Source organism: Actinomyces viscosus (assembly GCF_900637975.1).
Lineage (GTDB): Bacteria > Actinomycetota > Actinomycetes > Actinomycetales > Actinomycetaceae > Actinomyces > Actinomyces viscosus.
Window position 1 is genome coordinate 708,802 of record NZ_LR134477.1, and the last position, 25,774, is coordinate 734,575.

17 protein-coding genes and 2 tRNA genes are annotated in these 25,774 nt (G+C 69.0%); 14 read left to right on the forward strand and 5 right to left on the reverse strand.

What is annotated here, in order from left to right; genetic code table 11:
* Positions 1–126: 126 nt before the first annotated feature.
* The 5 genes from dxs to EL340_RS03185 all read left to right on the forward strand — a co-directional run bounded on the left by dxs (position 127) and on the right by EL340_RS03185 (position 7,647).
* Positions 127–2,211: a 1-deoxy-D-xylulose-5-phosphate synthase gene (gene dxs, locus EL340_RS03165; RefSeq protein ID WP_126413378.1), complete on the forward strand. Its 2,085-nt coding sequence runs from the start codon at positions 127–129 to the stop codon at positions 2,209–2,211.
* Positions 2,212–2,596: 385 nt separating this feature from the next.
* Positions 2,597–4,711: a formate C-acetyltransferase gene (gene pflB, locus EL340_RS03170; protein WP_126413379.1), complete on the forward strand. Its 2,115-nt coding sequence runs from the start codon at positions 2,597–2,599 to the stop codon at positions 4,709–4,711.
* A 76-nt stretch (positions 4,712–4,787) separates the two neighbouring features.
* Positions 4,788–5,033: an autonomous glycyl radical cofactor GrcA2 gene (gene grcA2 / locus EL340_RS03175; RefSeq protein WP_009406209.1), complete on the forward strand. Its 246-nt coding sequence runs from the start codon at positions 4,788–4,790 to the stop codon at positions 5,031–5,033.
* 23 nt (positions 5,034–5,056) lie between these two features.
* A complete protein-coding gene (gene pflA, locus EL340_RS03180; protein ID WP_126413380.1) occupies positions 5,057–5,932 on the forward strand; it encodes a pyruvate formate-lyase-activating protein in 876 nt (291 codons plus the stop codon).
* Between the two features lie 176 nt (positions 5,933–6,108).
* Complete coding sequence (locus tag EL340_RS03185) at positions 6,109–7,647, forward strand: IS1634 family transposase (RefSeq protein ID WP_126413381.1); 1,539 nt, start codon at positions 6,109–6,111, stop codon at positions 7,645–7,647.
* 61 nt (positions 7,648–7,708) lie between these two features.
* On the opposite strand, the gene EL340_RS03190 is transcribed toward EL340_RS03185, so the two are convergent.
* The 5 genes from EL340_RS03190 to glgX form a co-directional block, all read right to left on the reverse strand.
* On the reverse strand, positions 7,709–8,983 hold the full coding sequence (locus EL340_RS03190; protein WP_197722378.1) for an HRDC domain-containing protein: 1,275 nt from the start codon (positions 8,981–8,983) through the stop codon (positions 7,709–7,711).
* A 152-nt stretch (positions 8,984–9,135) separates the two neighbouring features.
* The gene (locus tag EL340_RS03195) at positions 9,136–9,732 is read right to left on the reverse strand and encodes a DUF3000 domain-containing protein (RefSeq protein ID WP_390884163.1); all 597 of its coding nucleotides are present in this window, start codon (positions 9,730–9,732) and stop codon (positions 9,136–9,138) included.
* A 157-nt stretch (positions 9,733–9,889) separates the two neighbouring features.
* Entirely contained in the window at positions 9,890–11,680 is a 1,791-nt protein-coding gene (treZ, locus tag EL340_RS03200) for a malto-oligosyltrehalose trehalohydrolase (RefSeq protein ID WP_126413383.1), read from the reverse strand.
* Positions 11,677–14,322 (reverse strand): malto-oligosyltrehalose synthase, encoded by a 2,646-nt coding sequence (treY, locus tag EL340_RS03205; protein ID WP_126413384.1) that lies wholly within the window; start codon positions 14,320–14,322, stop codon positions 11,677–11,679. The genes treZ and treY overlap by 4 nt, the downstream gene beginning before the upstream one ends.
* A gap of 110 nt (positions 14,323–14,432) precedes the next feature.
* Positions 14,433–16,640 (reverse strand): glycogen debranching protein GlgX, encoded by a 2,208-nt coding sequence (gene glgX / locus EL340_RS03210; RefSeq protein ID WP_126413385.1) that lies wholly within the window; start codon positions 16,638–16,640, stop codon positions 14,433–14,435.
* A 262-nt stretch (positions 16,641–16,902) separates the two neighbouring features.
* Between glgX and EL340_RS03215 the strand changes: the two genes are divergently transcribed.
* The 9 genes from EL340_RS03215 (at position 16,903) to EL340_RS03260 (ending at position 25,708) form a co-directional block, all read left to right on the forward strand.
* Positions 16,903–16,975 (forward strand) — tRNA-Gly (locus EL340_RS03215).
* 1 nt (position 16,976) lies between these two features.
* Positions 16,977–17,051, forward strand: a tRNA-Val gene (locus EL340_RS03220).
* Positions 17,052–17,422: 371 nt separating this feature from the next.
* Positions 17,423–18,664, forward strand: a complete 1,242-nt coding sequence (locus EL340_RS03230; RefSeq protein ID WP_126413387.1) for a carboxylate--amine ligase — start codon at positions 17,423–17,425, stop codon at positions 18,662–18,664.
* Positions 18,665–19,972: a lipid II:glycine glycyltransferase FemX gene (locus tag EL340_RS03235; protein WP_126413388.1), complete on the forward strand. Its 1,308-nt coding sequence runs from the start codon at positions 18,665–18,667 to the stop codon at positions 19,970–19,972.
* An 84-nt stretch (positions 19,973–20,056) separates the two neighbouring features.
* Positions 20,057–22,108: a threonine--tRNA ligase gene (gene thrS / locus EL340_RS03240; protein ID WP_126413389.1), complete on the forward strand. Its 2,052-nt coding sequence runs from the start codon at positions 20,057–20,059 to the stop codon at positions 22,106–22,108.
* Between the two features lie 100 nt (positions 22,109–22,208).
* Positions 22,209–22,763 (forward strand): HIT family protein, encoded by a 555-nt coding sequence (locus EL340_RS03245; protein WP_232023282.1) that lies wholly within the window; start codon positions 22,209–22,211, stop codon positions 22,761–22,763.
* A gap of 133 nt (positions 22,764–22,896) precedes the next feature.
* Complete coding sequence (gene pgsA, locus EL340_RS03250; RefSeq protein WP_126413390.1) at positions 22,897–23,529, forward strand: phosphatidylinositol phosphate synthase; 633 nt, start codon at positions 22,897–22,899, stop codon at positions 23,527–23,529.
* Complete coding sequence (locus EL340_RS03255) at positions 23,526–24,530, forward strand: phosphatidylinositol mannoside acyltransferase (RefSeq protein WP_126413391.1); 1,005 nt, start codon at positions 23,526–23,528, stop codon at positions 24,528–24,530. The genes pgsA and EL340_RS03255 overlap by 4 nt, the downstream gene beginning before the upstream one ends.
* Positions 24,527–25,708 (forward strand): glycosyltransferase family 4 protein, encoded by a 1,182-nt coding sequence (locus EL340_RS03260; protein ID WP_126413392.1) that lies wholly within the window; start codon positions 24,527–24,529, stop codon positions 25,706–25,708. The genes EL340_RS03255 and EL340_RS03260 overlap by 4 nt, the downstream gene beginning before the upstream one ends.
* Positions 25,709–25,774 lie beyond the last annotated feature (66 nt).

Below are 25,774 nucleotides of genomic sequence, written 5' to 3' on the forward strand. Positions count from 1 at the left end.
TGCCGGCGCCCCGCCGACCCCGGTCATGAGCGAGGCGCCACCGCACGAACGACTCGTCACCACCTGCACCCTCGACGACACCTTTGACAACAACTCTCGACAACACCCTCAACAAGGAGGCGCACCGTGCCAGCAGCTGAGCACCCTGGTCGGCCCGCCGAGCAGACCGGCAGAGCGCTCCTGTCCTCTGTGCGAAAGCCCGCCGACCTCGACCGGCTCACCAGTGAGGAGCTGGTGGCGCTCGCGGCCGAGATCCGCCGCCACCTCGTCGCGTCGGTGGCGCGCACCGGCGGTCACCTGGGCCCCAACCTCGGTGTCGTCGAGCTGACGATCGCCCTGCACCGGACCTTCCGCTCACCGCGGGACACCATCGTGTTCGATACCGGTCACCAGGCCTACGTCCACAAGCTGCTCACCGGCCGCCAGGACTTCACCCACCTGCGTGAGCGCGGCGGCCTGTCCGGCTACCCGTCACGGGCCGAGTCCGTCCACGACGTCGTGGAGAACTCCCACGCCTCCACCTCGCTGTCCTGGGCCGACGGCATCGCCCGAGCCAACCACCTTCAGGGGCACGACGAGCGCCACGTCGTTGCCGTCATCGGCGACGGAGCCATGACCGGGGGCATGGCCTGGGAGGCCCTGGACAATATCGCGGACTCCTCGGACCGTCACCTGGTCATCGTCGTCAACGACAACGGCCGCTCCTACGCCCCGACCATCGGGGGACTGGCCCACCATCTCGACGCGCTGCGCACCAACCCCGGCTACGAGCGCGTCCTGTCCGGGGTCAAGCGCACGCTCCTGTCGCAGGGCGCTCCCGGCCGGGCCGCCTTCGACGCCCTCCACGGCCTCAAGCGGGGACTCAAGGACGTCCTGGTGCCCTCGGCCTTCTTCGAGGACCTGGGGATCAAGTACACCGGCCCGGTCGACGGCCACGACATCACTGCCATCGAGTTCGCCCTCACGCGGGCCCGTGAGTACGCCGAGCCGGTCATCGTCCACGTCATCACCGAGAAGGGGCGGGGCTACACCCCCGCCGAGGAGCACGTCCCCGACCGCTTCCACGCCGTCGGACAGATCCACCCCGAGACCGGGCTGCCGGTCGTGGCCGAGCGCTTCGGCTGGACGGCCGTCTTCGCCGAGGAGATCCTCTCCCTGGCGCGCGGCGACGAGCGGATCGTCGGGGTCACCGCGGCCATGCAGGCTCCGGTGGGCCTCCAGCCCCTGGCCGACGCCATGCCGGAGCGGGTCATCGACGTGGGCATCGCCGAGCAGCACGCCCTCACCTTCTCCGCCGGGCTCGCCTTCGCCGGCATGCACCCGGTGGTGGCCCTCTACGCCACCTTCCTCAACCGCGCCTTCGACCAGGTCCTCATGGACGTCGCCCTGCACCGCGGGGGAGTGACGATCGTGCTGGACCGGGCCGGGATCACCGGAACCGACGGGGCCAGCCACAACGGAATGTGGGACATGGCTCTGCTGGCCCACGTCCCGGGTCTGCGCCTGGCCGCCCCCCGGGACGAGGAGACGCTGCGCGAGAGCCTGCGCCTGGCCGTGAGCGTCGATGACGCCCCAACCGTTGTGCGCTACCCCAAGGGAGCCCTGCCCGAGCCCATGGCGGCGGTACGTCGCCTCGGCGGGCCGGAACGGGAGAGGACCGGGCGCGGAAGCGAACGAGGCGACCGGGATGAGCAGGAGGCTCCGGCGGGGGAGCCCTCCGTCTTCGACGTCGTCGACGTGCTGCTCGAGAGCCCCCGGCCGGCCGGCGCCCCGCGGATCCTCCTGGTGGGCGTCGGGGCGATGGCCGCCGAGGCCCGTGAGGCCGGCCGGATCCTCCAGCAGGAGGGCCGCCGCGTCACTGTGGTGCACCCGCGCTGGGTCATCCCAGCCCCGGGGCCTCTCGTTGAGGAGGCCGCCGCCGCCGACGTCGTCGTCACGATCGAGGACGGGCTGGTCGACGGCGGCATCGGGTCCCAGCTGCGCGATGCCGTCGAGGACTACCGGGCCGCCAGGCCCAGGGCGGCCGGTTCGCCGGTCTTCCGTCGCATCGGTGTCCCGCGCCAGTTCATCGACACGGCCACCCGGGCCCAGCTGCTGGAGGACTTCGGCATGCGGGCCGCTCATATCGCTGAGACGGCCCGGACGGCGGCCGACGGCCCTGACGCTGCCTCTGCCGGCGCCTCTGCCGTCCGGGACCTTGGGACCGAGTAGGGGCGCAGCGGCGGCGCGTCAAGGTTTCTGGTGCGCCCGTCCCCAGGAGCGAGTCCGGCTGACGTTGGGACACCTGTCCTAATCGTCGCGATAGGCCGGCAACCGGGAGTCGCGCTCCTGTTTGCCGATATTGTCGAAGGCAGGATGGCTTTGCTCTCAGGTGACGATCATCTTTCCATGTGGTCGCTATAGGGACTTATGTCCCAGTTTGAGGTGGTGCCGATCAGCCTGTGAGTCATCACACCGGCCCTTCTTGGGACCAGTGGCCCACAAGCCCTTCTCGGAGTTCTAGTCTGAGATCGACGGCGCGCCGATGTGCCGCCTCGCCTCACGAGGGCGATAGCAACCGGGTGGCCCTCCGGTCACCCACACGAGGAGGGCACGGATGACCACTGAGGTCACAACATCTGCCACCACGGTGAGCGGCAATGACGCCTGGGAGGGCTTCGTTACCGGCCCGTGGGCCGAGGACATTGACGTCCGCGACTTCATCCAGCGTAACTACACCCCCTACGACGGTGACGCCTCGTTCCTCGCTGGCGCCACGGACAAGACCCTGCGCCTGTGGGACACCCTGGAGAAGGACTACCTCTCCGAGGAGCGCAAGGTTCGCATCCTCGACGTCGACACCCACATCCCCGCCGACATCGACGCTTTCCCGGCCGGGTACATCAGCGAGGACGACGACGTCATCGTTGGTCTGCAGACGGACTCCCCGCTGCGTCGCGCCATGATGCCCAACGGCGGCTGGCGCATGGTGGAGACCGCCATCAAGGAGGCGGGCAAGGAGGTCGACCCCGAGGTCAAGAAGATCTTCACCCGCTACCGCAAGACCCACAACGACGCGGTCTTCGACATCTACACCCCGCGCATCCGCGCGGCGCGCTCCAGCCACATCATCACCGGCCTGCCCGACGCCTACGGCCGTGGCCGCATCATCGGCGACTACCGCCGGGTGGCGCTCTACGGCGTCGACTTCCTCATCGAGGAGAAGCAGCGGGCCAAGGACGCCGTGGCGGACAAGCCCTTCTCCGAGCACTGGGCCCGCTACCGCGAGGAGCACTCCGAGCAGATCAAGGCGCTCAAGAAGCTCAAGGCCATGGCCGCCTCCTACGGCTACGACATCTCCGGCCCGGCCAGGAACGCCCACGAGGCTGTCCAGTGGACCTACTTCGCCTACCTGGCCTCCGTGAAGTCCCAGGACGGTGCGGCCATGAGCATCGGTCGCCTCTCCGGCTTCCTGGACATCTACTTCGAGCGCGACCTGCGCAACGGCGTCATCGACGAGACCCGCGCCCAGGAGCTCATCGACAACATCGTCATGAAGCTGCGCATCACGCGCTTCCTGCGCACCATCGACTACGACCAGATCTTCTCCGGAGACCCCTACTGGGCCACCTGGTCCGACGCCGGATTCGGTGAGGACGGTCGAGCCCTGGTCACCAAGACCTCCTTCCGTCTGCTGCAGACGCTGCGCAACCTCGGCCCCGCCCCGGAGCCGAACATCACGATCTTCTGGGACGAGAACCTGCCGCAGGGCTACAAGGACTTCTGCGCCCTGATCTCGATCACGACCTCCTCCATCCAGTACGAGGCCGACGAGCAGATCCGTGAGCACTGGGGCGACGACGCCGCGATCGCCTGCTGCGTGTCCCCGATGCGCGTGGGCAAGCAGATGCAGTTCTTCGGCGCCCGCGTCAACTCGGCCAAGGCCCTGCTCTACGCCATCAACGGCGGGCGCGACGAGATGACCGGCAAGCAGGTCGTCACCGGCCTGCCCGGCATCGAGGGCGATGGCCCCCTCGACTTCGACGAGGTCTGGGACAAGTACGAGAAGATGCTCGACTGGGTGGTGGCCACCTACGTCGAGGCGCTCAACATCATCCACTACTGCCACGACCGCTACGCCTATGAGGCCATCGAGATGGCGCTGCACGACTCCGAGATCGTGCGCACCATGGGCTGCGGCATCGCCGGACTGTCGATCGTGGCCGACTCCCTGGCGGCCATCAAGTACGCCAAGGTCACCCCGGTGCGTGACGAGACCGGTCTGGTGGTGGACTACGTCACCGAGGGCGACTTCCCGATCTACGGCAACGACGACGACCGTGCCGACGACATCGCCGCCACCGTGGTCCACACGATCATGTCGAAGATCAAGGCTCAGCCCTTCTACCGGGACGCCATCCCGACCCAGTCGGTGCTGACGATCACCTCCAACGTCGTCTACGGCAAGGCCACGGGCTCCTTCCCCTCGGGGCACCAGAAGGGCACGCCCTTCTCGCCGGGCGCCAACCCGGAGAACGGGATGGACACCCACGGCATGGTCGCCTCGATGCTCAGCGTCGGCAAGCTCGACTACAACGACGCCCTTGACGGGATCTCGCTGACCAACACGATCACCCCGCAGGGTCTGGGCCGCACGCTCGACGAGCGCGTCGCCAACCTCGTGGGCATCCTCGACGCCGGCTTCGTCCCCGACGACTGCGCCGAGATCTGATCCAGCCGTCCATCCGGCTGATCGCACCGCAGCAATTTTTCACACATCGATAACACCACCTCAGAAAGGGGCCACCATGGCCACGTACGAAGAGCGCCTCGCCTCCATGAAGGCACAGCGTCAGGACAACGGCGGCGTTAAGGGCCTGTACCACGCCAACATCAACGTCCTGGACCGCAACACCCTCGAGGACGCGATGGAGCACCCGGAGAACTACCCGAACCTCACGGTTCGCGTCTCCGGCTACGCCGTCAACTTCGTCAAGCTGACTCGCGAGCAGCAGCTTGACGTCCTCCACCGCACCTTCCACTCCCAGGCCTGAGCCCTGGAGCACGGCGAGCGGTCATGACGCAGACCACGACGACCGTGCGCGACGGCGGCCGGGACCAGGACTTCCTGGCCCCGGCCGCCCGCTTGCGCGGGGCGGGTATCGGCGGACTCGAGGAGCTGACGGATCTTCAGCGCTCTGAGCGTCTGGCCCGGATGCGGGCCGGCGAGCTGGGCTCGATCCACTCCTGGGAGCTCGTCACCGCGGTGGACGGTCCCGGTACCCGGATGACCGTCTTCCTTAACGGATGCCCCCTGCGGTGCCTGTACTGCCACAACCCCGACACCTTCCTCATGAAGGACGGAGAGCCGGTTGAGGCCGCGGAGCTTCTTCGCCGCATGCGCCGCTACCGGGGAGTGTTCCGTGCGTCCAAGGGCGGAATCACGTTGTCGGGTGGTGAGGTCCTCATGCAACCCGCCTTCGCGGGCAAGCTTCTGGCCGGTGCCAAGAAGATGGGCATCCACACCTGCATCGACACCTCCGGGTTCCTGGGGGCCAATGCCAGCGATGAGATGCTCGACAACATCGACCTGGTGCTGCTCGATGTCAAGAGCGGCGACGAGGAGACCTACAAGAAGGTGACGGGGCGCTCCCTGGCGCCGACGATCACCTTCGGTGACCGCTTGGCGGCCAAGGGGATCGAGATCTGGGCCAGGTTCGTCCTGGTTCCGGACCTGACGGATGACCCCGAGAACGTCCACAACGTGGCCCGGATCATCGAGCGCTGGGGCTCGGTCAGCCGCGTTGAGGTACTGCCCTTCCACCAGATGGGTACTGACAAGTGGGACGCCCTGGGACTGACGTACCAGCTGCGTGACACCAGGCCTCCGGAGCCCGAGCTCGTGGAGTCCACGCGTGCGATCTTCCGTTCCTACGGTTTCGAGGTCCACTAAGGGCCCTCACAAGGTCACGGGTTCCTTCAGGGACCGTTGTGATGACACAGGTGCGCCGTCCATCCGGGTTGATGGACCTGACTTGGCTCATTGCGGGGTGGTTGGGTCGCTGGGGGTGTGGTTGTGGTTGGGATTGTGCGGGTTGCGTGGGTGGGGGTGCGCACTAACGTGGGGGTATGAGTCCGTACGTTCGCGCGGTCAGGACGGCGTCGGGGGCCCGTGCGGTGCAGATCGTGTACTCCTCCCGCAAAGGAGCCCGCAGCATCGAGCACATCGGCTCAGCCCATGACGATGCTGAGCTGGCGGCGCTTAAGGAGGTCGCCAGGCAGCGTCTCAACGCTGGCCAGCTCGGCCTTGACCTGCCGGGCCTGAACGGTGCGGACGTCGGGGGAAAGGGACCGCAGGCGCTGGCTGGGGCCGGGCGCGTAGCGCCGATCACCTCCAACCGGATGGGAGTGCTCCTGGAGACGCTGGAAGCGGCTTGGAAGGCAGTGGGCCTGGACGGGCTCGGTGGTGCTGACGAGGTCTTCCGCCAGCTCGTTACCGCCAGGCTGATCGAGCCGACCAGCAAGCAGGACTCCCTGCGGGTCCTGGCCGAGGCAGGTCTGACGCCGGTGTCCTACGCCACGGTCAAGCGTCATCTGCCCCGCTACGCCGCTGAGGAGTTCACCCGGGGCCTGTCGCGCCTGCTGGCCGGACGCGCCCGCATCGACCGGGCCTCGCTGGTCCTGTTCGACGTGACGACCCTGTACTTCGAGACCGACAAGGCCGACGGTTTCCGCGAGCCAGGCTTCTCGAAGGAAAGACGCCTGGAGCCGCAGATCACGGTAGGGCTGCTCACCGACGAGACCGGGTTCCCTCTACGGGCCGAGGCCTTTGAGGGCAACAAGGCCGAGACCGCCACCATGATCCCGACGATCAACGACTTCATGAACGCCTACAACCTCGACGACGTGGTGGTCGTCGCCGACGCCGGGATGATCGGCGCCGCCAACAAGCAGGCCCTGGAGGCAGCCGGCCTGTCTTACGTGCTGGGCTCACGCACCTCACGCGTCCCCCACGTGATCAGCTCCTGGCACGACAGCCACCCCGACCAGGACGTCCCCGACGGGCTGACCCTGACCCAGCCCTGGCCCGCCGGAGCCAGCGACCAGCGCCGTGACGAGACCATCTGCTACCGCTACAGCGCCGACAGGGCCCGACGCACGCTACACGGGATCGACACCCAGGTCGCCAAGGCCGAGAAAGCCGTCGCAGGAAAGATCCCCGTCAAACGCAACCGCTTCGTGCACCTGTCCGGCGCCACCAGGAGCATCAACCGCGACCTGGAGACACGGGCCCGGACCCTGGCCGGGTGGAAGGGATACGTCACCAACCTGCCCAACCCCGACCCCGAGACGGTCATCGGTGCCTACCACCGCCTGTACAACATCGAGAAGTCCTTCCGCATGTCCAAGTCCGACCTGAGAGCACGCCCCATCTACCACCACCTGCGCCAGTCCATCGAGGCCCACCTGACCATCGTCACCGCCGCCCTGGCCATGGCCCGATGGCTGGAGAACACCACCGGCTGGTCCATCAGACGCCTGATCACCACCGCCCGCCGCTACCGCACCATCACCATCAACATCACCGGACACACCCTCACAGCCGCCGACCCACTCCCACCCGACCTCATCCAAGCCCTCAACAACATCCACCACGACACTAAATGAGCCAACTCAGGCCGTCCATCCGGGTTGATGGACGGCGCACCGGCGTGTTGGGCGAGGTCGTTCAGTCCAGTGCTGCCGCCAGGGCGGGTGCGGCCTGCTCGATCTGCCACGGCCGGGCTCCCATGGCGGCCAGGCGCTCACTGATCTCCTGGACACCTACGGTGCCGGTGCGTCCGGACTCGATCTCCTCACCGAGGTCCCAGGCCAGACGGCGCTGGCAGCCCGGTGCCAGGAGCAGCTCCTGAGGAACCCGGATCTCCTCGGCGCGCTGCCTGATGGCCCCGCGTACTCGATTGAGCTGGTCGGCGGCCTCGGCGTGGTGACGCTGCCAGGTGCGCGGGTGAGGGAGCTCCTCGGGGCCCATCGGCGCACGAGTGGGCGGCAGCTCGTCGTCGGGCAGCTCCAGGGCGCGTTCGATGGCCCGCCACCAGCGCTCCTGGTTCTGGCGTGCCTGCCGGGAGGAGAACTCCCTGAGGCCGGTCATCTTGCGTCGTGAGCGGGGGCGGGTGACGGCGGCGGCGATCAGCGCCTGGTGGGAGAGGACCTTGGAGGGGGTTCGGTCGAGCTCCGCGGCCAGCTCCTCCCGGGACTGCCACAGCTCGCGCAGGATGGCCAGTGAGCGGGGGGAGCGCACGGCGCTTCCCGCTCGTGGGGTCTTGCGCCACGGGTCGATCTTGGCCGGTTTGGCCGGCCTGGTCCGCACGTGCTCGAACTCCTGGGCGGCCCACTGGGCCTTGCCCGCCGTCTCGAGCTCGGCGGCCAGGGCCTGTCTGAGGTCGATGAGCAGCTCGACGTCGAGGGCTGCGTAGATGAGCCAGGAGGCGGGCAGTGGCCGGGTGGACCAGTCTGCTGCCGCATGGTCCTTGGCCAGGCGCAGCCCCAGGGTCTCCTCGATGACGGCCCCCAGTCCGACGTGCTGGCGGCCCAGGAGGCGGGCGGCCAGCTCGGTGTCGAACAGGGACGTGGCCGTCAGGCCGAGTGCGGTCAGGCAGGGGATGTCCTGGTCGGCGGCGTGGAGGATCCACTCGGGGCCGTCGAGGGCTGCGGCCAGCTCGTTGAGGGGGCCGCAGGTGACCGGGTCGATGAGGAGGGTGCCAACGCCCTCGCGCCGGAGCTGGACGAGATAGGCGTCCTGTCCATAGCGGAAGCCGGAGGCTCGTTCGGCGTCGACGGCCACGGGGCCCTGCCCGTCGGCCAGGAGCCGGGCGGCCTGGCTCAGCTGGGTGGGGGTGCTGGTGATCTCCGGAAGCCCGTCCTTGGGCCACGGGTAGTCGACGACGTCGTGTGGGCTGATGGGCCGATCCGTCGTCCCGGGGGGTACGGCTGGGCGGGGCACGGCCGAGGAGGCAGCTGGGCGGGGCACGGCCGAGGAGGCAGCTGGGCGGGGCACGGCCGAGGAGGCAGCTGGGCGGGGCACGGCCGAGGAGGCAGCTGGGCGGGGCACGGCCGAGGAGGCAGCTGGGCGGGAGGCGCCGGTTGCGCGGGTCGTCACCTGGCGACCCCGGCGAGAGTGAGGGGGTGGACCGCGGCCGGTTCGTGACCGGAGGCGACCAGGAGGAGCTCGTGCCAGGCCGTCAGGTGGGGGCCGAGCTGGGCGGTCGTGGGGGACCATGAGGCTCGGATCTCGGCGTGGGCGCAGGAGTCGGTGAGGACCAGTCCCCCGAAGGTCTCGGACAGGACCCTGGTGACGGTTCCTACGAGCGCCCGGTAACCGGCGCGGGAGTCCTCCAGGCCGTCGGTGAGCCAGCTCCAGGCCGCGGACTCGAAGACCGGGTCCATGCCGACCTCGTCGTCGATCCGGGCGCGTGCCTGGACGACGATGCGGAAGTCTCCGTCCCAGGCCTCCTGGCCCTTGGGGTCGTACAGGACGACGAAGCGTCCGGTGGCCAGGGGGGTGGCGCCAACCGTCTCAACGGTCTCGGCGGTCAGCGCGGCGGAGTAGGGGGCCAGCTTCTTGGGTGCCGGAACCTCTTCCATGAGGAGCCCCCGCGGGCGGGGCGCGTCACGAAGAGACAGGAGCGCTTCCTCGAATCGTTCGGGGATGCCACCTGCCTCGTTCGGGCGCGGCCTACCGTTGACAGTCACGGATGACACGCTAGTGCGCAACGGTGGCGGGCATACGAAGCCACGCCGCTGGGAGGGTTGCATTGTGTCAACGGAGTACCTGCCTTTGTGAACGGATGTGCGTTGGTTGGGCGGTGCGGTGGCGTGCCCTCTTCCGGGAGCCTTGTGGCAGAGGCCGTCAGCGCCGGGCGATGAGTGTCTGCCCGGGGGGCAGGGACGGTGATCCGGTGTCGTCGGCCCGGTCCCAGGACAGGAGCACGCTCGTCAGTGCGGGGGCGGGACGTTCCTGACCGGAGAGGTTGGCCGCCACGACGATGTCCTCGTAGGTCACCGTGAGCACGTCGTCGGTCTCGTCGACCTGCGGCCAGGCGGTGCGCTGGGACCATGCCAGCTCGCGACGCAGAGCGATCAGCGCCCGGTACCAGGCCAGCATCCGGGCGTGCTCGGCCTCGTCCAGCTCACTCCAGCGCAGGCGGGAGGCCTCGACGGTGCTGGGGGCCTGAGGGTCGGGGATCTCATCCGCGTCCCAGCCGAAGCCGGCGAACTCCCGCACACGGCCCTCGCTGACGCTGCGGGCCAGGTCCTCCTCCTCGTGGTCGGTGAAGAACTGGAAGGGGGTACGGGTGCCCCACTCCTCGCCCATGAAGAGCATCGGCGTGTAGGGCGACAGGAGCACCAGGGCGGCGGTGGCGGCCAGGGCGGCGTCGTCGAGGCTGGTCGAGGGGCGGTCGCCGACGGCGCGGTTGCCGACCTGGTCGTGGTCGGAGCCGAAGACGACGAAGCGTCGGGGGTCGGTGTCCTCGGGGACGGGGGCACCCCAGTTCCTCTCCCGGAACGTGGACCAGGTGCCGTTGTGGAGGAACGCCCGCCCGTAGGCCTTGGCCCAGGCGCCCGCCTCGGCGAAGTCACCGTAGTAACCCTGCGCCTCGCCCGTGAGCCGGGAGTGCAGGGCGTGGTGGACGTCGTCGGCCCACTGGGCGGTCATGCCCAGGCTCGGCGCCTTGGCCGGCGGCTGCTGGTCGGTGGGGGTGATGACCCCAACGTCGTTGAGGTCGGCCTCGGCCACCAGGCTCAGCGGGCGGCCGAGCTCGGAGGACAGAGCGGCCACGGCGTCCGAGAGCTCGGCCAGGACGTGCGCCTGGGGCGGGTCGGCGGCCTCGGCGTCGTCCTTGATCTCGTGAATGGCGTCCAGACGCAGGGCATCGACGTGGAAGTCGCGCAGCCAGCGCAGGGCGGAGTCGATGACGAAGGCCCGTACCTGCCGGCTGCCGTCGTGGTCGTAGTTGACGGCCTCGCCCCAGGGGGTGTGGTGGGCCCGGGTGAAGTAGGGGCCGAAGACGCTGAGGTAGTTGCCCGACGGGCCCAGGTGGTTGTAGACGACGTCGAGGCACACGCCGATGCCTGCGTCGTGGGCGGCGTCAACGAATCGGGCCAGGGCCTCGGGGCCGCCGTAGGCCTCGTGGACGGCCCACAGGCCCACCCCGTCGTAGCCCCAGCCGGCCTTACCGGGGAAGGCCGCCAGCGGCATGAGCTCGACGATGTCGACACCCAGCTGGGCCAGGTGGCCCAGGCGGGAGATGGCTGCGTCCAGGGTTCCCTCGGGGGTGAAGGTGCCCACGTGGAGCTCGTAGATGACCGAGCCGCGCAGGTCCTTGCCCGCCCAGTCCTGGTCGGTCCACTGCCAGGTGGACGGGTCCACGGTGCGCGAGGGGCCGTGGACGCCGTCGGGTTGCAGGGCGCTGCGAGGGTCGGGGCGGTTCGGGGAGCCGTCGATGCGGAAGGCGTAGTCGGTGCCCGGCTCCAGGTCGAAGGGGGCGGTCCACCAGCCGTCCGCGGCGGGGACCATGTCGACCAGCCGGTCATCGCCCGGAAGGTGCAGCTCGACCCTCTGGGCCGACGGCGCCCACACCGGTACTCGAGGCCCCACGGGAAGGGCGGGGGAGGTCCAGCTCCGGGGCGCGGGGCTCATGGGGCGACCTCCTCGGCGGGCTGGGCGGACTGGTCGGTGTCGGGCGGGGAGCTCTGCGAGGCGACCTTGGCCAGGACGACGACTGGTGCGTCCCCGACCACCTCGGCCAGAGGCTGGTGGCCGCCCTCCACCGTCCCGCCGTGCAGGACGTGCTCCCAGGTGCCCTCGGGCAGGACGACGCTCTCCTCGCGCCACCCGCCCAGCTGCTCGAGACGTTTGGACAGTCGCCTGACGATGACGACGACGTCGGGGACCTCGTCGAGCAGGCGGGCGTAGGCGAAGGCGAAGGAGGTGGTCACCGGGATCGTCCGGTAGCCCGACCGGGGGCCGACGAAGGTGTGGGGGCGTGAGGCGCGCAGACGCGCCAGGCGGGAGGTGAGGAGAAGCTTGTCCTCGTCGAGGTCGCGCGGGGTGGCGCCGGAGTCGAGGCGCTCCAGGGTGCTGATCAGGCCGTTGGGCCCGCTGTAGTCGACCGGGCGGCGGTTGTCGGGGTCCACCAGGGAGGTGCGGGTGGTCTCGCTGCCCTGGTAGATGTCGCTCACGCCCATCCAGGTCAGCGCCAGCGCCTTGTTGGCGAGAATGGTGGTGCGTACGGCCCTGGCCGTCAGGGTCTCGAAGGCCTCGAGCTCGCGGGTGACCTCCTCGTTGGTGAGCAGGTGGGTCGCGTAGTCCGTCAGGGCCTGCTCACGGGCCAGGTCCGGGGCGGTCCAGGTGGTCCAGACCTTCTGCTCCCGGGAGGCCTTGATGAGGTAGGCGCTCAGCCGCTCGGGGGTCATGGGGTCGTCACTGTCTGCGGCCCAGGTGCCCCACAGGGTCTGCCACAGGAGGTTCTCGCTGCGTCCGTCGAGGTCCAGGGGGCGGGCCTGGGCGGTCATGGCGCGCAGACGGTGGACGAGGTCGCTCCACTCGTCGGCGTAGGAGGCCAGGACGTCGAGTCGGGCGCGCACGTCCTCGCCGCGCTTGGTGTCGTGGGTCGTGGAGGTGACCATGGTGTCGGGCCAGGTGTTCTGGACCCGGTCGGCCCAGGCGTGGGCCTCGTCGGCGCTCAGTGCGAAGCCGGCGGGGTTGCCGCCGACCTCGGTGAGACTGGTCAGGTGGGTCCAGCGGTAGAAGGCGGTGTCCTCCACGCCCTTGGCGGTGACGGCTCCGCACACCTGCTGGAAGCGGATGACGGCCTCGGCGCGCTCCGGGGACTCCGACAGGCCCTCGGACCCGACCGGCTCTCCCAGGAGGATCTCGACCACGAGGTCAAGGGTCTCGCCCTGGTCCGGCTCAAGGCGCTGACGGGCGCGCTCGGCGTCGGCGTGCAGGATGGCGGCCGTCTCCGGGCTGGGCGGTGTGCCCGGGACGACGTAGACCCGGTACTGGTCCGCGGCCACGAGCAGCTCGACGACGCAGGCCCGCAGGTCGCGCAGCGTGTGGTCGCGCAGGCGGACGTCCTGGGAGGTCAGGGAGTCCAGGATGCGGGCCAGGCGGTCCACCTCCGCGGCCAGCGACCCGGTGATGACCTCCCGCTTGGCCTCCTCGACGATGCGGTCGTAGTCCACCGGTGCGTCACCGGTGAGCTCCTGCATGAGGGCGCCCAGGCGGGCGGCGCCGGCGGGGTCGACCTGGAGCTGGTCGATCCTCCACGCGGCGTCGTAGCCGGTGGTTCCGGCCACCGGCCAGGAGGTGGGCAGGGACTCGCTGGGGGCCAGGATCTTCTCAGCGGCGATCCACGATCCGTCGGTGGCGTCGGCCAGCTGGGTGAGGTAGCCGCCGGGGTCGGCCAGGCCGTCGGGATGGTCGACGCGCAGGGCGCTGATGACCCCGGCTCGCATGAGCTCCAGGATGAGAGCGTGGCTGCCGGCGAAGACGTCAGGATCCTCGACGCGGACCGCGGCCAAGGTGCCGACGTCGAAGAACCGCCGGTAGTTGATCTCCTCGTCGCCGACCTTCCAGTAGGCCAGGCGGTAGTGCTGACGCTCGACCAGCACGTGCATCGGCAGGGACTCGGTGCCCTGGGCGACGGGGAAGGCGTGGTCGTAGTAGCGCAGCACCCACTGCTCGCCCAGGTCCTCCTGCCCGGGGACCACCATCTGCTCCAGGGTGAGCTCCTCGTCGGCCAGGACGGCGCCGATGCGCTTGCCCAGGATCGGCATGAGGATGGGCTCGTCCAGGGAGAGGTCGAACCAGGCGGCGTAGGGCGAGTCGGGTCCCTCCCGCAGCACCGACCACAGGGGAAGGTTGTGCCAGCCGGGGGTCGGTACCGCCATGTGGTTGGGAACGATGTCCACCACGATGCCCATTCCATGGGCCTCGGCCTCGGCGGCCAGTGACTCCAGCTGGGCTCGCCCGCCCATGACGGTGGAGACCCGGTGGTGGTCGACGACGTCGTACCCGTGGGTGGAGCCCGGCGCAGCGGCCAGGATCGGGGAGAGGTAGAGGTCGGTGACCCCGAGGTCGGCCAGGTAGGGGACCAGGGCCTTGGCGTCGGCGAAGGTGAGGTCCGCTCCCAGCTGGAGACGGTAGGTGGTCACAGGTGTGCGTCGCTCGGGCGCCGGCACGTGCCCCGACCAGGGGGCGTAGGCGGGTGTCTCCGCCGAGTCCACGGAAACAGCCGAGTCCGCTGAATCCACTGCTGCGTCCACTGCGTCGGTCATGTGACTTCCTGAGATCGTCTGGTGTACGTCGGGCGGTGTGCTGTTGTCTGCTTCTTGTTTACCTGCGTGCGTCCGGTCGTACTCGGTCACGTGCCGGCCGGCGTCGGCTCCTAGCGCTGGTGCCTCTCCGTGGTGGCGTCGGACTCGGGGGCGTCCATGAGGAAGAGCATCGAGCGGGCCTCCACCGTGACGGTGTCGTCCGCGGCCAGCACCGGGTCGGAGTCCCCGTCGACCGCGGGAGCCGTGTCCAGGGCGACCTTCCAGGTGGGGGAGTAGCCCTCGCCCGGGAGGGTGAAGGTGATGTCCTCGTCCGAGGCGTTGATGAGTACGAGGAAGGAGTTGTCCACGATCCTCTGGCCCCGCTCATCGGGCTCGGCGATCGCCTCCCCGTTGAGGAAGACCATCATGGCGCGGGCGTACCAGGTGGTCCAGTCCTGATCCGTCATCGACTCCCCGGACGGAGTGAGCCACTCGATCTCGCCGAGCTCGCTCTCGCCGCCGTGGCCGGCGTCGCCGGTGAAGAAGCGCCGACGCCGCAGCACCGGGTGGTCCCGGCGCAGCCACATCATGGTGCGGGTGAACTCCAGCAGGTCGTTGTCCTGCTCATCGAGGTCCCAGTCGATCCAGGAGATCTCGTTGTCCTGGCAGTAGGCGTTGTTGTTCCCTCCCTGGGTCCGTCCCAGCTCGTCGCCATGACAGATCATGGGGACGCCCTGGCTGAACAGGACCGTGGCCAGGAAGTTGCGGGTCTGACGATGACGCAGCTCGTTGACCGCCGGGTCCTCGGTGGGGCCCTCGGCACCGCAGTTCCAGGAGCGGTTGTTGTTGTCGCCGTCGGCGTTGCCCTCGAGGTTGGCCTCGTTGTGCTTCTCGTTGTAGGAGACCAGGTCGTGCATCGTGAAGCCGTCGTGGGCGGTGACGAAGTTGATGCTGGCCACCGGGGTGCGCCCGGCGTGCTGGTAGAGGTCGGAGGAGCCGGTGATGCGGGAGGCGAACTCGCCCAGCGTGGAGGGCTCTCCGCGCCAGAAGTCGCGCACGGTGTCGCGGTACTTCCCGTTCCACTCACTCCACAGGGCGGGGAAGCCGCCCACGTTGTAGCCGCCGTCGCCCACGTCCCACGGCTCGGCGATGAGCTTGACCTGGGAGAGCACCGGGTCCTGGTGGATGATGTCGAAGAAGGCGCTGAGCTTGTCGACCTCGTGGAACTGGCGGGCCAGGGTCGAGGCCAGGTCGAAACGGAACCCGTCCACGTGCATCTCGGTGACCCAGTACCGCAGCGAGTCCATGATGAGCTGAAGGACGGCCGGCGAGCGCATGAGCAGCGAGTTGCCGGTGCCGGTGGTGTCGAAGTAGTGGGTCGGGGAGCCGTCGACGAGCCGGTAGTAGGAGCTGTTGTCGATGCCGCGGAAGGACAGGGTGGGGCCCAGGTGGTTGCCCTCGGCCGTGTGGTTGTAGACGACGTCCAGGATGACCTCGATGCCCGCCTCGTGGAAGGCCTTGACCATGGACTTGAACTCCTGGACCTGCTCGCCCTCGGCCCCGTAGGCGGCGTAGGTGTTGTGCGGCGCGAAGAAACCGATCGTGTTGTAGCCCCAGTAGTTCGACAGCCCCTTCTCCTGCAGGTGGGTGTCGTTGACGAACTGGTGGACCGGCATGAGCTCGATGGCGGTGACGCCCAGGCTCTTGAGGTGCTCGATGACGGCGGGCTGGGCCAGGCCGGCGTAGGTGCCCCGCAGGTTCTCGGGAACCAGCGGGTGCAGCTGGGTCATGCCCTTGACGTGGGCCTCGTAGATGATGGTCTCGTGGTACTCGTGACCCGGGGGACGGTCATGGCCCCAGTCGAAGTAGGGGTTGATGACCACTGAGCGCATGGTGTGCCCGGCCGAGTCCTCCTCGTTGCGCACCTCCGGGTTGTCGAAGGAGTAGGAGTACAGGGTCTGAGAGGGCGTGACCTCGCCGGAGATCGCCTTGGCGTACGGGTCCAGCAGCAGCTTGGAGGGGTCACAGCGGTCGCCGGAGGCCGGGTCGTAGGGGCCGGCCACCCGATAGCCGTACTTCTGCCCCGGCGAGATTCCGGGAAGGTAGGCGTGCCAGACGTCGCCGTCGACCTCCTTGAGGGCCACCTTCTCCTCGTTGCCCTCGTCGTCGAACAGGCACAGGTCGACGCCGCTGGCCGCCGAGGAGTAGAGGGCGAAGTTGGTTCCCGAGCCGTCGTAGGTCGCCCCGAGCGGGTAGGGGTGTCCCGGCCAGGTCTGGCGCTGCGGGGCTTCCTGAGATTCCTGAGTGGCCTGAGGCATCGGTGTCGTCGGCGTGGTCATAGGTACTACCCTGCCACGACTGAGGTGTGAAGGCAGGCGTGTGGGAGAAAGACATGTCACGTCGAACCACTCCCCGGAGTCCTCCCATCGTCCTCCCACTCGTCGTGCCGTGGTCATGCTGTGGTTGCGCTGTGACTGCGTTGTGACCGTGAGACGGCCTCACTGAAGCGTGAGACACCTCATGAGGAATCGGGGGTGGGTCGGTTTTGCCTCTGACGGATACCTCTGCTAACTTTCTTCCCGCACCCCACAAGGGTGTCACGCGGATGTGGCTCAGTTGGTAGAGCATCACCTTGCCAAGGTGAGGGTCGCGGGTTCGAGTCCCGTCATCCGCTCGGGCGATTGGCGCAGCGGGAGCGCGCTTCCCTGACACGGAAGAGGTCACTGGTTCGATCCCAGTATCGCCCACCAGAACAGAGGTTCACCGAGTCCGGAGCATGGTTGGTGCTCCGGACTTCTTCGTGTGACCGGTTCCGACTTCTCCGGGCGTGCCGATAACTCCCAATAACTCCCGATCGCCCGACGGCTCTCGGCGGCTCCCTCGCCATCGTGCGTCGTCGTGCACGTACCGGGTGGTGTGTGTCACCGGAGGATCACGGCCACATCGCTGAGTAACGAGGGAATCGCCTGGAATCCTGCTGGATTCCAGATGTCCGTCCGCAGTGTCCGAGGCCGTCTGCGTGTCCGGATCGTGATGTCCCTCCGACGGCCGGGAACGGGCGGTCCCGGCGTGCTCTACCATCTGGGGAGGAGTTGGTCCCTGCGGCAAGAAACGGATGGTTATGACGGAACGCTTCAGGCACCTGCTGCCCGTGGTCCTCGGTGGTGATATCGGCGCCTACGCCCTGGCACGGCAGCTTCACGAGGTCACCGGCACCCCGGTGACGGTCGTGGCCTCGGACCCGATCGTGGCGATCTCCGAGTCCGCCTACATCACCGTCGTTCACCAGGAGGCCGGTGCGGCGCCGGAGCGGACGATCGAGCTGCTGCAGCGGCTGGTCCGTGGACGTGGTCCCCGCAGCGCCGTGCTCATGGCCAACACCGACGCCGCGGCGGCGATGATCTCCGCCAACCGGGACGAGCTCGAGCCCACCTACGTGCTGCCCTTCCCGGACATCGACGTCCTCGACGCCGTCAGCGACAAGGCCTCCTTCTCCCGGCTGTGCGCCGAGGTGGGGGTGCTCACGCCCCGTGAGGTCGTCGTCGACCTGGCCGACCCCGACTGCGAGCCCCCGACCTCCGCCGCCGAGCTCGGCCTGGAGTTCCCGCTCGTGGCGAAGGCCGCCATCGGCGCCGACTACGACCGCGTCTCCTTCCCCGGCAAGCGCAAGATCTGGTTCATCGACGACGCCGCCGAGCTGGCCGGTATGTGGAAGAGCCTGAAGGGCGCCGGCTACCGCTCGACCTTCCTGGTCCAGGAGTGCATCCCCGGTGACGACACCGCCATGCGCTCGGTGACCGCCTACATGGACTCCACCGGCGAGCTGCGCCTCATCGGCTCGGCACGCGTCCTCCTGCAGGACCACGCCCCCACCATGATCGGCAACCCGGTCGCCATGATCACCGAGGCCTTTCCCGACCTGTGGGACGCGACGAGCCGCCTGCTGCGCCACGCCGGCTACCGAGGGTTCGCCAACCTCGACATCAAGGTGGACCCGCGTGACGGGCGCCAGCTCTTCTTCGAGGTCAACCCCCGCATCGGCCGTAACTCCTTCTACCTGACCGCAGCCGGCGCCAACCCCATGGCCGTCATGCTCAAGGACCTGGTCCTGGATCAGCGCGACGAGCCCATCGAGGTGACCCGGCAGGTCCTCTACTCCCTGGTTCCCGACGGCGTCATCGCCCGCTACGTCTCCGACGAGGCCCTGCGCCGCAAGGCCAAGAGCCTGGGGCGAGGCGTCGACCCGCTGCGCGACCCGGTCGAGCGCTCGCTGCGTCGGCGCGTAACGATCGAGCTCCAGCGCCTCAACCACTACCGCAAGTTCGCCCGCAACTATCCGCAACGAGTCGACAGGTCCCGCTGAATGTCCGAGAACGAGAACATGTCCGACAGCACCACTCCCGAAACCGCCCCCGACACCACCGCACAGCCCCCCGAGACCCCACGGTCCACCACGGACGCCGCCACCGACGTCACCACCGACGCCGTTCCGCAGGCCGCTGCTGACGGGACCCGGAAGACCGACAGGCCCCAGAAGGCTCAGCCGACTGAGAAGACTGAGAAGGCCGAGAAGGTTGAGAACGCCGGAAAGCCCAAGGCCTCCCGGCCCACGCACCCCGAGCCGGTGCACTCCACCCCGGACCGCTCCGAGACCCTGCGCCGGGTCGACGGGCGCGAGATGCGTCTGGCCGTGGGCAACAGCCCCTTCCCGGTCGAGCAGACCGAGGCCTGGGAACGCTTCGAGGAGGCCATGGGGCGCCCGCTGTGGGGACGCTACCTGTATGAGGACGAGGGCAAGCCCGTGGCCGCCATCGCCCTGTACCGCTACGAGATGGGCGGCCAGACCTTCCTGTGGGCCAAGCACGGTCCGGTCTGGCTCAAGGAGCAGTCGCCCGAGCGCGAGGCCCACCTGCGTCGGCTGCTGCGCTCAGTGGTCAAGGAGCGCGACCGCTCCGTGCGCTTCATCCGCATGCACGCCCGCTACCGCGACACCGACCTGCGCGAGCTGCTGTCCACCATCACCTACGACCGCACCTACGTCATCGACCTGGTGCCCAAGACGCCCGAGAAGATGGCCGCCGCCATGCCCAAGGACGGCCGTCGCGCCGTCAAGCGCGCCGAGCGCGTGGCCCGGGAGGCCGGCTGCACCATCAGCGACGAGACCGGTCTGAGCCGCGAGGAGTTCGACGAGGTCTACGAGGTCCTGCGCGAGACCGCCGAGCGCGACGGCTTCAAGCCCCACGACGCCGAGGTCTACTGGACCATGCTGACCGCCCTGGGGGAGAAGAACGCCCGCCTGTTCGTCCTGCGCAAGGACGGCGTCCCTCACGCCTGGGACCTCATCCTCACCTCGGGCAAGGACTCCGTGGCCTACTACGGCGCCTCCTCCAACGAGTCGCGCACCTTCCGCGGGGCCGAGGCCCTGGACTGGTGGGCCGCCTGCACCCTGGCCCAGGAGGGCTACCGCGGCCTGGACCTCATGGGCGCCGGCTCCACCCGCGTCCCCTCGCTCTACACGGTGGGCCAGTACAAGAAGCGCTACGCCCAGCACGTCACCGAGGTCGACGGCGCCTGGGACGTCCCGGTCTCCCGGGTCATCTACTCGGGGATGTCCACCGCCAAGCGCCTGCGTGACGCACTGCGCGCGCGGCGTGGCTCACGGGAGCACTGAGTCCACGCGGTCAGGACGTAGACTCGCGGCCGAACCGGGGTGCACCAGTACAGCGCCCCACACCGATGCAGAGGAGACGAGCCCGTGTCAGACCAGCCCACGATCGATATCACCCTCGACGGCGCGCCACGCACCATCGAGGCGGGCACCACGGGCACGCTCCTTCTGCAGGACGCCGTCAAGAAGGACGGCGTCGTCGCGATGCGTGTCAACGGTGAGCCCTGGGACCTGGACCGCCAGGTCCCTGCGGGCGCCATCGTCGAGCCGATCACCCTGACCAGCGAGGACGGCCTGAACATCCTGCGCCACAGCGCCACCCACGTCATGGCCCAGGCCGTCCAGGAGATGTTCCCGGACGTCAACCTCGGTATCGGTCCCTTCATCACCGACGGCTTCTACTACGACTTCGGAGCCATCGACGCGGTCACCCCCGAGATGCTGCGCGAGATCGAGAAGCGCATGAAGCGGATCGTCAAGGAGGGCCAGCGCTTCGTGCGCCGCGACATCAGCGAGGCCGAGGGACGCGAGGAGCTGGCGGACCAGCCCTACAAGCTCGAGCTCATCACCACCAAGGGCGCCGGCGCCGAGGGCGCCTCGGTGGAGGTCGGTGCCGGTGGGCTCACCATGTACGACAACGTCCGACGCGACGGCAGCGTCGCCTGGACCGACCTGTGCCGTGGCCCCCACCTGCCCTCGACCCGTCTTATCGGACAGGGCTTCGCGCTGACCAAGTCATCATCCGCCTACTGGAAGGGCGACCAGTCCGGCGACTCCCTCCAGCGCATCTACGGTACCGCGTGGGCCAGCAAGGACGATCTCAAGGCGTACCAGACCCGGCTGGCCGAGGCCGCCAAGCGTGACCACCGCAAGCTCGGGGCCGAGCTCGACCTGTACTCCTTCCCCGAGGAGATCGGCCCCGGCCTGGTGGTCTTCCACCCCAAGGGCGCCATGCTGCGCCACGAGATCGAGCAGTACGTCGTCGGCCGCCACCTGGACTACGGCTTCGACTTCGTCCACACCCCCGAGATCTCCAAGGGCGGGCTCTTCCACACCTCGGGCCACCTGCCCTACTACGCCGACACCATGTTCCCGCCGATGCTCGCCGACGAGGAGCGCGACGCCGAGGGCAACATCACCAAGGCCGGTCAGGAGTACTACCTCAAGGCCATGAACTGCCCGATGCACAACCTCATCTTCCGCTCCCGGGGACGGTCCTACCGAGAGCTGCCGCTGCGCTTCTTCGAGATGGGCCACGACTACCGCTACGAGAAGTCCGGGGTCGTCCACGGGCTGACCCGCATGCGCGGCTTCACCCAGGACGACTCGCACACCTACTGCACGCCCGAGCAGGCCGGCGAGGAGATCCGCTCCCAGATCGACTTCTTCCTGTCCATCCTCAAGGCCTTCGGGCTGACCGACTTCTACCTCGAGCTGTCCACCCGCGATGAGGACGGTGCCAAGAAGGACAAGTTCATCGGCTCCGACGCCGACTGGGCCGCCGCCACGCAGGCCCTTCAGGACGCCTGCGACGCCTCCGGCCTGGAGGTCGTCCCGGATCCCGGCGGTGCCGCCTTCTACGGCCCCAAGGTCTCGGTGCAGGTCAAGGACGCCATCGGCCGCACCTGGCAGATGTCCACCATCCAGTACGACTTCAACCAGCCCGAGCGCTTCGACCTGGAGTACACGGCCGCCGACGGCACCCACCAGCGCCCCATCATGATCCACTCGGCCAAGCTGGGCAGCGTGGAGCGCTTCATCGGGGTGCTCACCGAGCACTACGCGGGCGCCTTCCCCGCCTGGCTCTCCCCGGTGCAGGTGAGGCTCATCCCCGTGGCCGAGGCTTTCGATGCCTACGTCGACGACGTCGCGGCCCAGCTGCGCGCCCAGGGGGTGCGCGTCGAGGTGGACCACTCCGACGACCGCTTCGGCAAGAAGATCCGCAACGCCTCCAAGGACAAGATCCCCTTCACCCTCATCGCCGGAGGGGAGGACGCCGAGGCCGGTGCCGTCTCCTTCCGGTTCCGCGACGGAGAGCAGACCAACGGTGTTCCGGTCAAGGAGGCCGTGGAGCACATCGTCGGTGTCATCAACGCCCGTATCAACGACCCGGCGGGGGAGAAGCTGCACAGTGAATGACACAGCGCCTGAGGACGTGACTGAGGAGACGACCGATGCGACGGGCGCGGCCGTGAGTGACGGCCCGCCGGCCGGGGACGGTGCCGAGGCGGGTACCCAGATGGAGGCGCCCTTCTACCATGAGGGCGCCCCTGAGGCCTTCCAACGACTGTGGACCCCGCACCGCATGGTCTACATCGGGGGGCAGAACAAGCCCTCGGACGACACCCCCGCCCAGTGCCCCTTCTGCACCGGCCCGGACCGCAGCGATGAGGAGGCGCTCATCGTCCACCGGGGGCGGACCAGCTACGTCATCATGAACCTCTACCCCTACAACACCGGCCACCTGCTGGTGTGCCCCTACCGGCACATCTCCGACTGGACCGAGGCCACCGCGGCCGAGCGGGAGGAGATCGGTGAGCTGACCGCCACGGCCATGAGCGTCGTCCGCTCGGTGAGCCATCCCCACGGCTTCAACCTGGGCATGAACCAGGGGGAGATCGCCGGCGCGGGAATCGCCGCCCACCTCCACCAGCACATCGTGCCGCGCTGGAAGGGGGACGCGAACTTCATGCCCATCATCGGCCGGACCAAGCCCGTGCCCCAGCTGCTCGGGGAGCAGCGCGACATGCTCGCCTCCGCCTGGGCCGCCCACGCTCACGAGCCCGGGGACTGATGCCCCTTGTACCCCCTGGCCGTCTGCGACGATCACCATCATGGCGGGTGCGCTCCTTCTCGTTGTTCCAGCACGCTTCAGCCCACCTCCGTGATCGTCACTCCGACTCCTCCACCTAAGACCTAAGGACCTCATGCTCGGCAACCACGGCCGCGGTCTGACCAAGGCCCTGTTCACCCGCCCCGCCCTCGCACTCGGGCGGCTCGGGGTGACTCCCAACATGCTCACCGTCACCGGGACGGTGCTGTCGGTGACGGCGGCGGTCACCCTCCTGCCCCGAGGACACTTCGTGGCCGGGCCCCTCGTCCTGCTCGTGGTGCTGGTGGCCGACTCCTTCGACGGCATCCTGGCCCGGGCCACCGGCAGGAGCTCGGTGTTCGGAGCCTTCCTGGACTCCACGATGGACCGTCTGGCCGACGGCGCCGTCCTGGGGTCCCTGGCGGCCTGGGCCTCACTGTCCATGCCCGCCGGCACCCTGCGTACCGTGACGGTCGTGGCCGCCCTGGCTGCCATCGTCCTGGCGGCCACCGTCCCCTACGCCCGGGCGCGGGCCGAGTCCATCGGCGCCACCGCCAAGGTGGGGATCGCCGAGCGCACCGACCGCCTCCTCGTCGCGCTCGGAGCCACCTTCGTCGTGGGCCTGGGCGCGCCCCAGTGGGTGCTCACCGTCGCACTCGTCTACGTGGCGATCGCCTCCTTCATCACCGTGGTCCAGCGCGTGTGGACCGTCTACCAGCAGATGCGGTCGCAGGGAGATCCTGCATGAGGATGCGCCTGCCCACCGTCTCCGACGCCTACCGGCTGGCCTGGCGCGGAACCCGCCGTCTGCCCGCGCCCCTGGGCTACGGCATGGCGCACACTGTCGCGGACGTCCTGTGGGCCTGGCACCGCCTACGGCGCGCCACCACCGGCGTGGGGCAGCTCGAGCGCAACCTGTCGCGCATCCTTCCCCCGGGAACGCCGCCGCGCGCACTGCGCCGGACCACCCGAGCAGGAATGCGCTCCTACATGCGTTACTTCTACGAGGCCTTCGCCCTGCCCGGATTCACGCCGGACCAGGTTCTCGCACGAGTGCGCGCCGACCTCGATCCTCGGCTTCATGACGACCTGCGCGCGGGCAGCATCGTCATGGCGCTGCCGCACATGGGCAACTGGGACCTCATCGGCGCCTGGGCCTGCCGCGAGCTCGCGACCGTCCTGACCGTCGCCGAGCGCCTCAAGCCCGACGACCTCTTCGAGCAGTTCGTCGCCTTCCGCGAGGGGCTGGGCATGCGGATCATCGGCCAGGCGCACGGGGAGAAGGTCTTCGACCGTCTCCTTGAGACGGCGCGCGGGGGGCACTACGTCGTCGCTCTCCTGGCCGACCGGGACCTGTCCTCGGCCGGTATCACCGCCCGGCTCGGCACCGCCACCGCCCGAGTGGCCGCCGGACCAGCCGCGATCGCCCAGCGCCTGGACCGTCCCCTGTACGCCGTATCGATCCACTACGAGCCGCTCAGCGGTGAGCGACGTCGTCGGGCGAGATCGCCCTGGGGACTGGTTCTGACAGCCCGTAAGGTTCCGTCGCCGCCGAACCTGGCGGGCAGGGAGCAGGTCGTGGCGCACACCCGGGACTGGGTCGCCGAGCTGGAGCCGTTGATCGCCGAGCATCCTGAGGACTGGCACATGCTCCAGCCCGTCTTCGACGCCGACCTGGACCAGGAGCGCCTGGCCCGCAGCCACGCCCGCGAGCAGCAGACCGACGACAGGCACAGGGAGGGCCTATGAGGATCGGCATCGTCTGCCCCTACTCCTTCGACGCGCACGGAGGCGTCCAGGTCCACGTCATGGATCTGGCCGGGGAGCTCTTCCGACGCGGCCACGAGGTCCAGGTCCTCGCTCCGGCCTCTCAGGACACCGACCTGCCGGACTGGGTCACCAGCGCCGGCGACTCCATCGCCATTCCCTACAACGGCTCGGTGGCGCGGCTGAACTTCGGCGCACTCGTGGCCCGGCGGGCCCGGCGCTGGCTGGAGGCCGGGGAGTTCGACATCCTGCACATCCACGAGCCCATCACTCCCAGCGTCGGAATGCTGACCCTCCAGGCCGCCACCGGCCCGGTGGTGGGCACCTTCCACGCCGCCATGGACCGCTCGCTGGCACGTGAGCTGCTGAGCCCGGCGACGGTGCCGCTCATGGAGAAGCTCTCGGCCCGTATCGCCGTCTCGGAGGAGGCCCGGCGCACCCTCATCCAGTACCACGGCGGCGACGCCATCGTCATTCCCAACGGGGTCAATGTCGCTCCCTTCGCCTCCGCTTCCAAGGACGATCCCCGCTTCCGCGGGACGGACGAGGCCCCCACCATCTCCTTCCTGGGACGTCTCGACGAGCCCCGCAAGGGGCTGCGGGTCCTCGCCGACGCCATTCCCACGGTGCTGAGGTCCGTCCCGGGAGCCCGCTTCCTCATCGCCGGTCGCGGCCAGGCCCAGGAGATCCGCGACGAGCTCGCCGGTTTCGGCGACTCCGTGGTCTTCCTGGGAGGAGTGAGTGATGAGGACAAGGCCGCCATGCTGGCCTCGGCCACCTGCTACGTGGCTCCGCAGACCGGCGGGGAGTCCTTCGGCATCGTCCTGGTCGAGGCCATGGCCGCAGGAACCCGGGTCATTGCCTCCGACCTCAAGGCCTTCTCCGACGTGCTCGCCGAAGGACGCTACGGGGCGCTGTTCCGCAACGAGGACAGCGATGACCTGGCCCGGGTCGTCATCGATGCCCTCCAGGACGCTCCTGCCGCTCAGGCCCGCCAGGAGGCGGCCTGCCAGGTGGTCGGGCGATACGACTGGTCCGCGGTCACCGATGAGGTCCTCGACGTCTACGACATGGCCCTGTCCACCGCCCACACCCGGGTGGCACCCGCGCCCGGTTCACGGACGATGCTGGGACGGCTGCGAGACGCACTGGACGACTAGCATTCGTAGCATCCGACCGGCGCACGACCAGAGCGGCGCACAGTGCAGGAACCGATTCGGCGACGA

What these genes read in the sequence shown, in the direction of transcription:
- pflB (WP_126413379.1), top strand. Translation starts at nt 2,597, where the DNA reads ATGACCACTGAGGTCACAACATCTGCCACCACGGTGAGCGGCAATGAC.
- EL340_RS03255 (WP_126413391.1), top strand. Translation starts at nt 23,526, where the DNA reads ATGAGGATGCGCCTGCCCACCGTCTCCGACGCCTACCGGCTGGCCTGG.
- EL340_RS03230 (WP_126413387.1), top strand. Translation starts at nt 17,423, where the DNA reads ATGACGGAACGCTTCAGGCACCTGCTGCCCGTGGTCCTCGGTGGTGAT.
- EL340_RS03185 (WP_126413381.1), top strand. Translation starts at nt 6,109, where the DNA reads ATGAGTCCGTACGTTCGCGCGGTCAGGACGGCGTCGGGGGCCCGTGCG.
- EL340_RS03235 (WP_126413388.1), top strand. Translation starts at nt 18,665, where the DNA reads ATGTCCGAGAACGAGAACATGTCCGACAGCACCACTCCCGAAACCGCC.
- treZ (WP_126413383.1), bottom strand. Translation starts at nt 11,680, where the DNA reads ATGAGCCCCGCGCCCCGGAGCTGGACCTCCCCCGCCCTTCCCGTGGGG.
- pflA (WP_126413380.1), top strand. Translation starts at nt 5,057, where the DNA reads ATGACGCAGACCACGACGACCGTGCGCGACGGCGGCCGGGACCAGGAC.
- pgsA (WP_126413390.1), top strand. Translation starts at nt 22,897, where the DNA reads ATGCTCGGCAACCACGGCCGCGGTCTGACCAAGGCCCTGTTCACCCGC.
- glgX (WP_126413385.1), bottom strand. Translation starts at nt 16,640, where the DNA reads ATGACCACGCCGACGACACCGATGCCTCAGGCCACTCAGGAATCTCAG.
- treY (WP_126413384.1), bottom strand. Translation starts at nt 14,322, where the DNA reads ATGACCGACGCAGTGGACGCAGCAGTGGATTCAGCGGACTCGGCTGTT.
- grcA2 (WP_009406209.1), top strand. Translation starts at nt 4,788, where the DNA reads ATGGCCACGTACGAAGAGCGCCTCGCCTCCATGAAGGCACAGCGTCAG.
- EL340_RS03245 (WP_232023282.1), top strand. Translation starts at nt 22,209, where the DNA reads ATGGAGGCGCCCTTCTACCATGAGGGCGCCCCTGAGGCCTTCCAACGA.
- EL340_RS03260 (WP_126413392.1), top strand. Translation starts at nt 24,527, where the DNA reads ATGAGGATCGGCATCGTCTGCCCCTACTCCTTCGACGCGCACGGAGGC.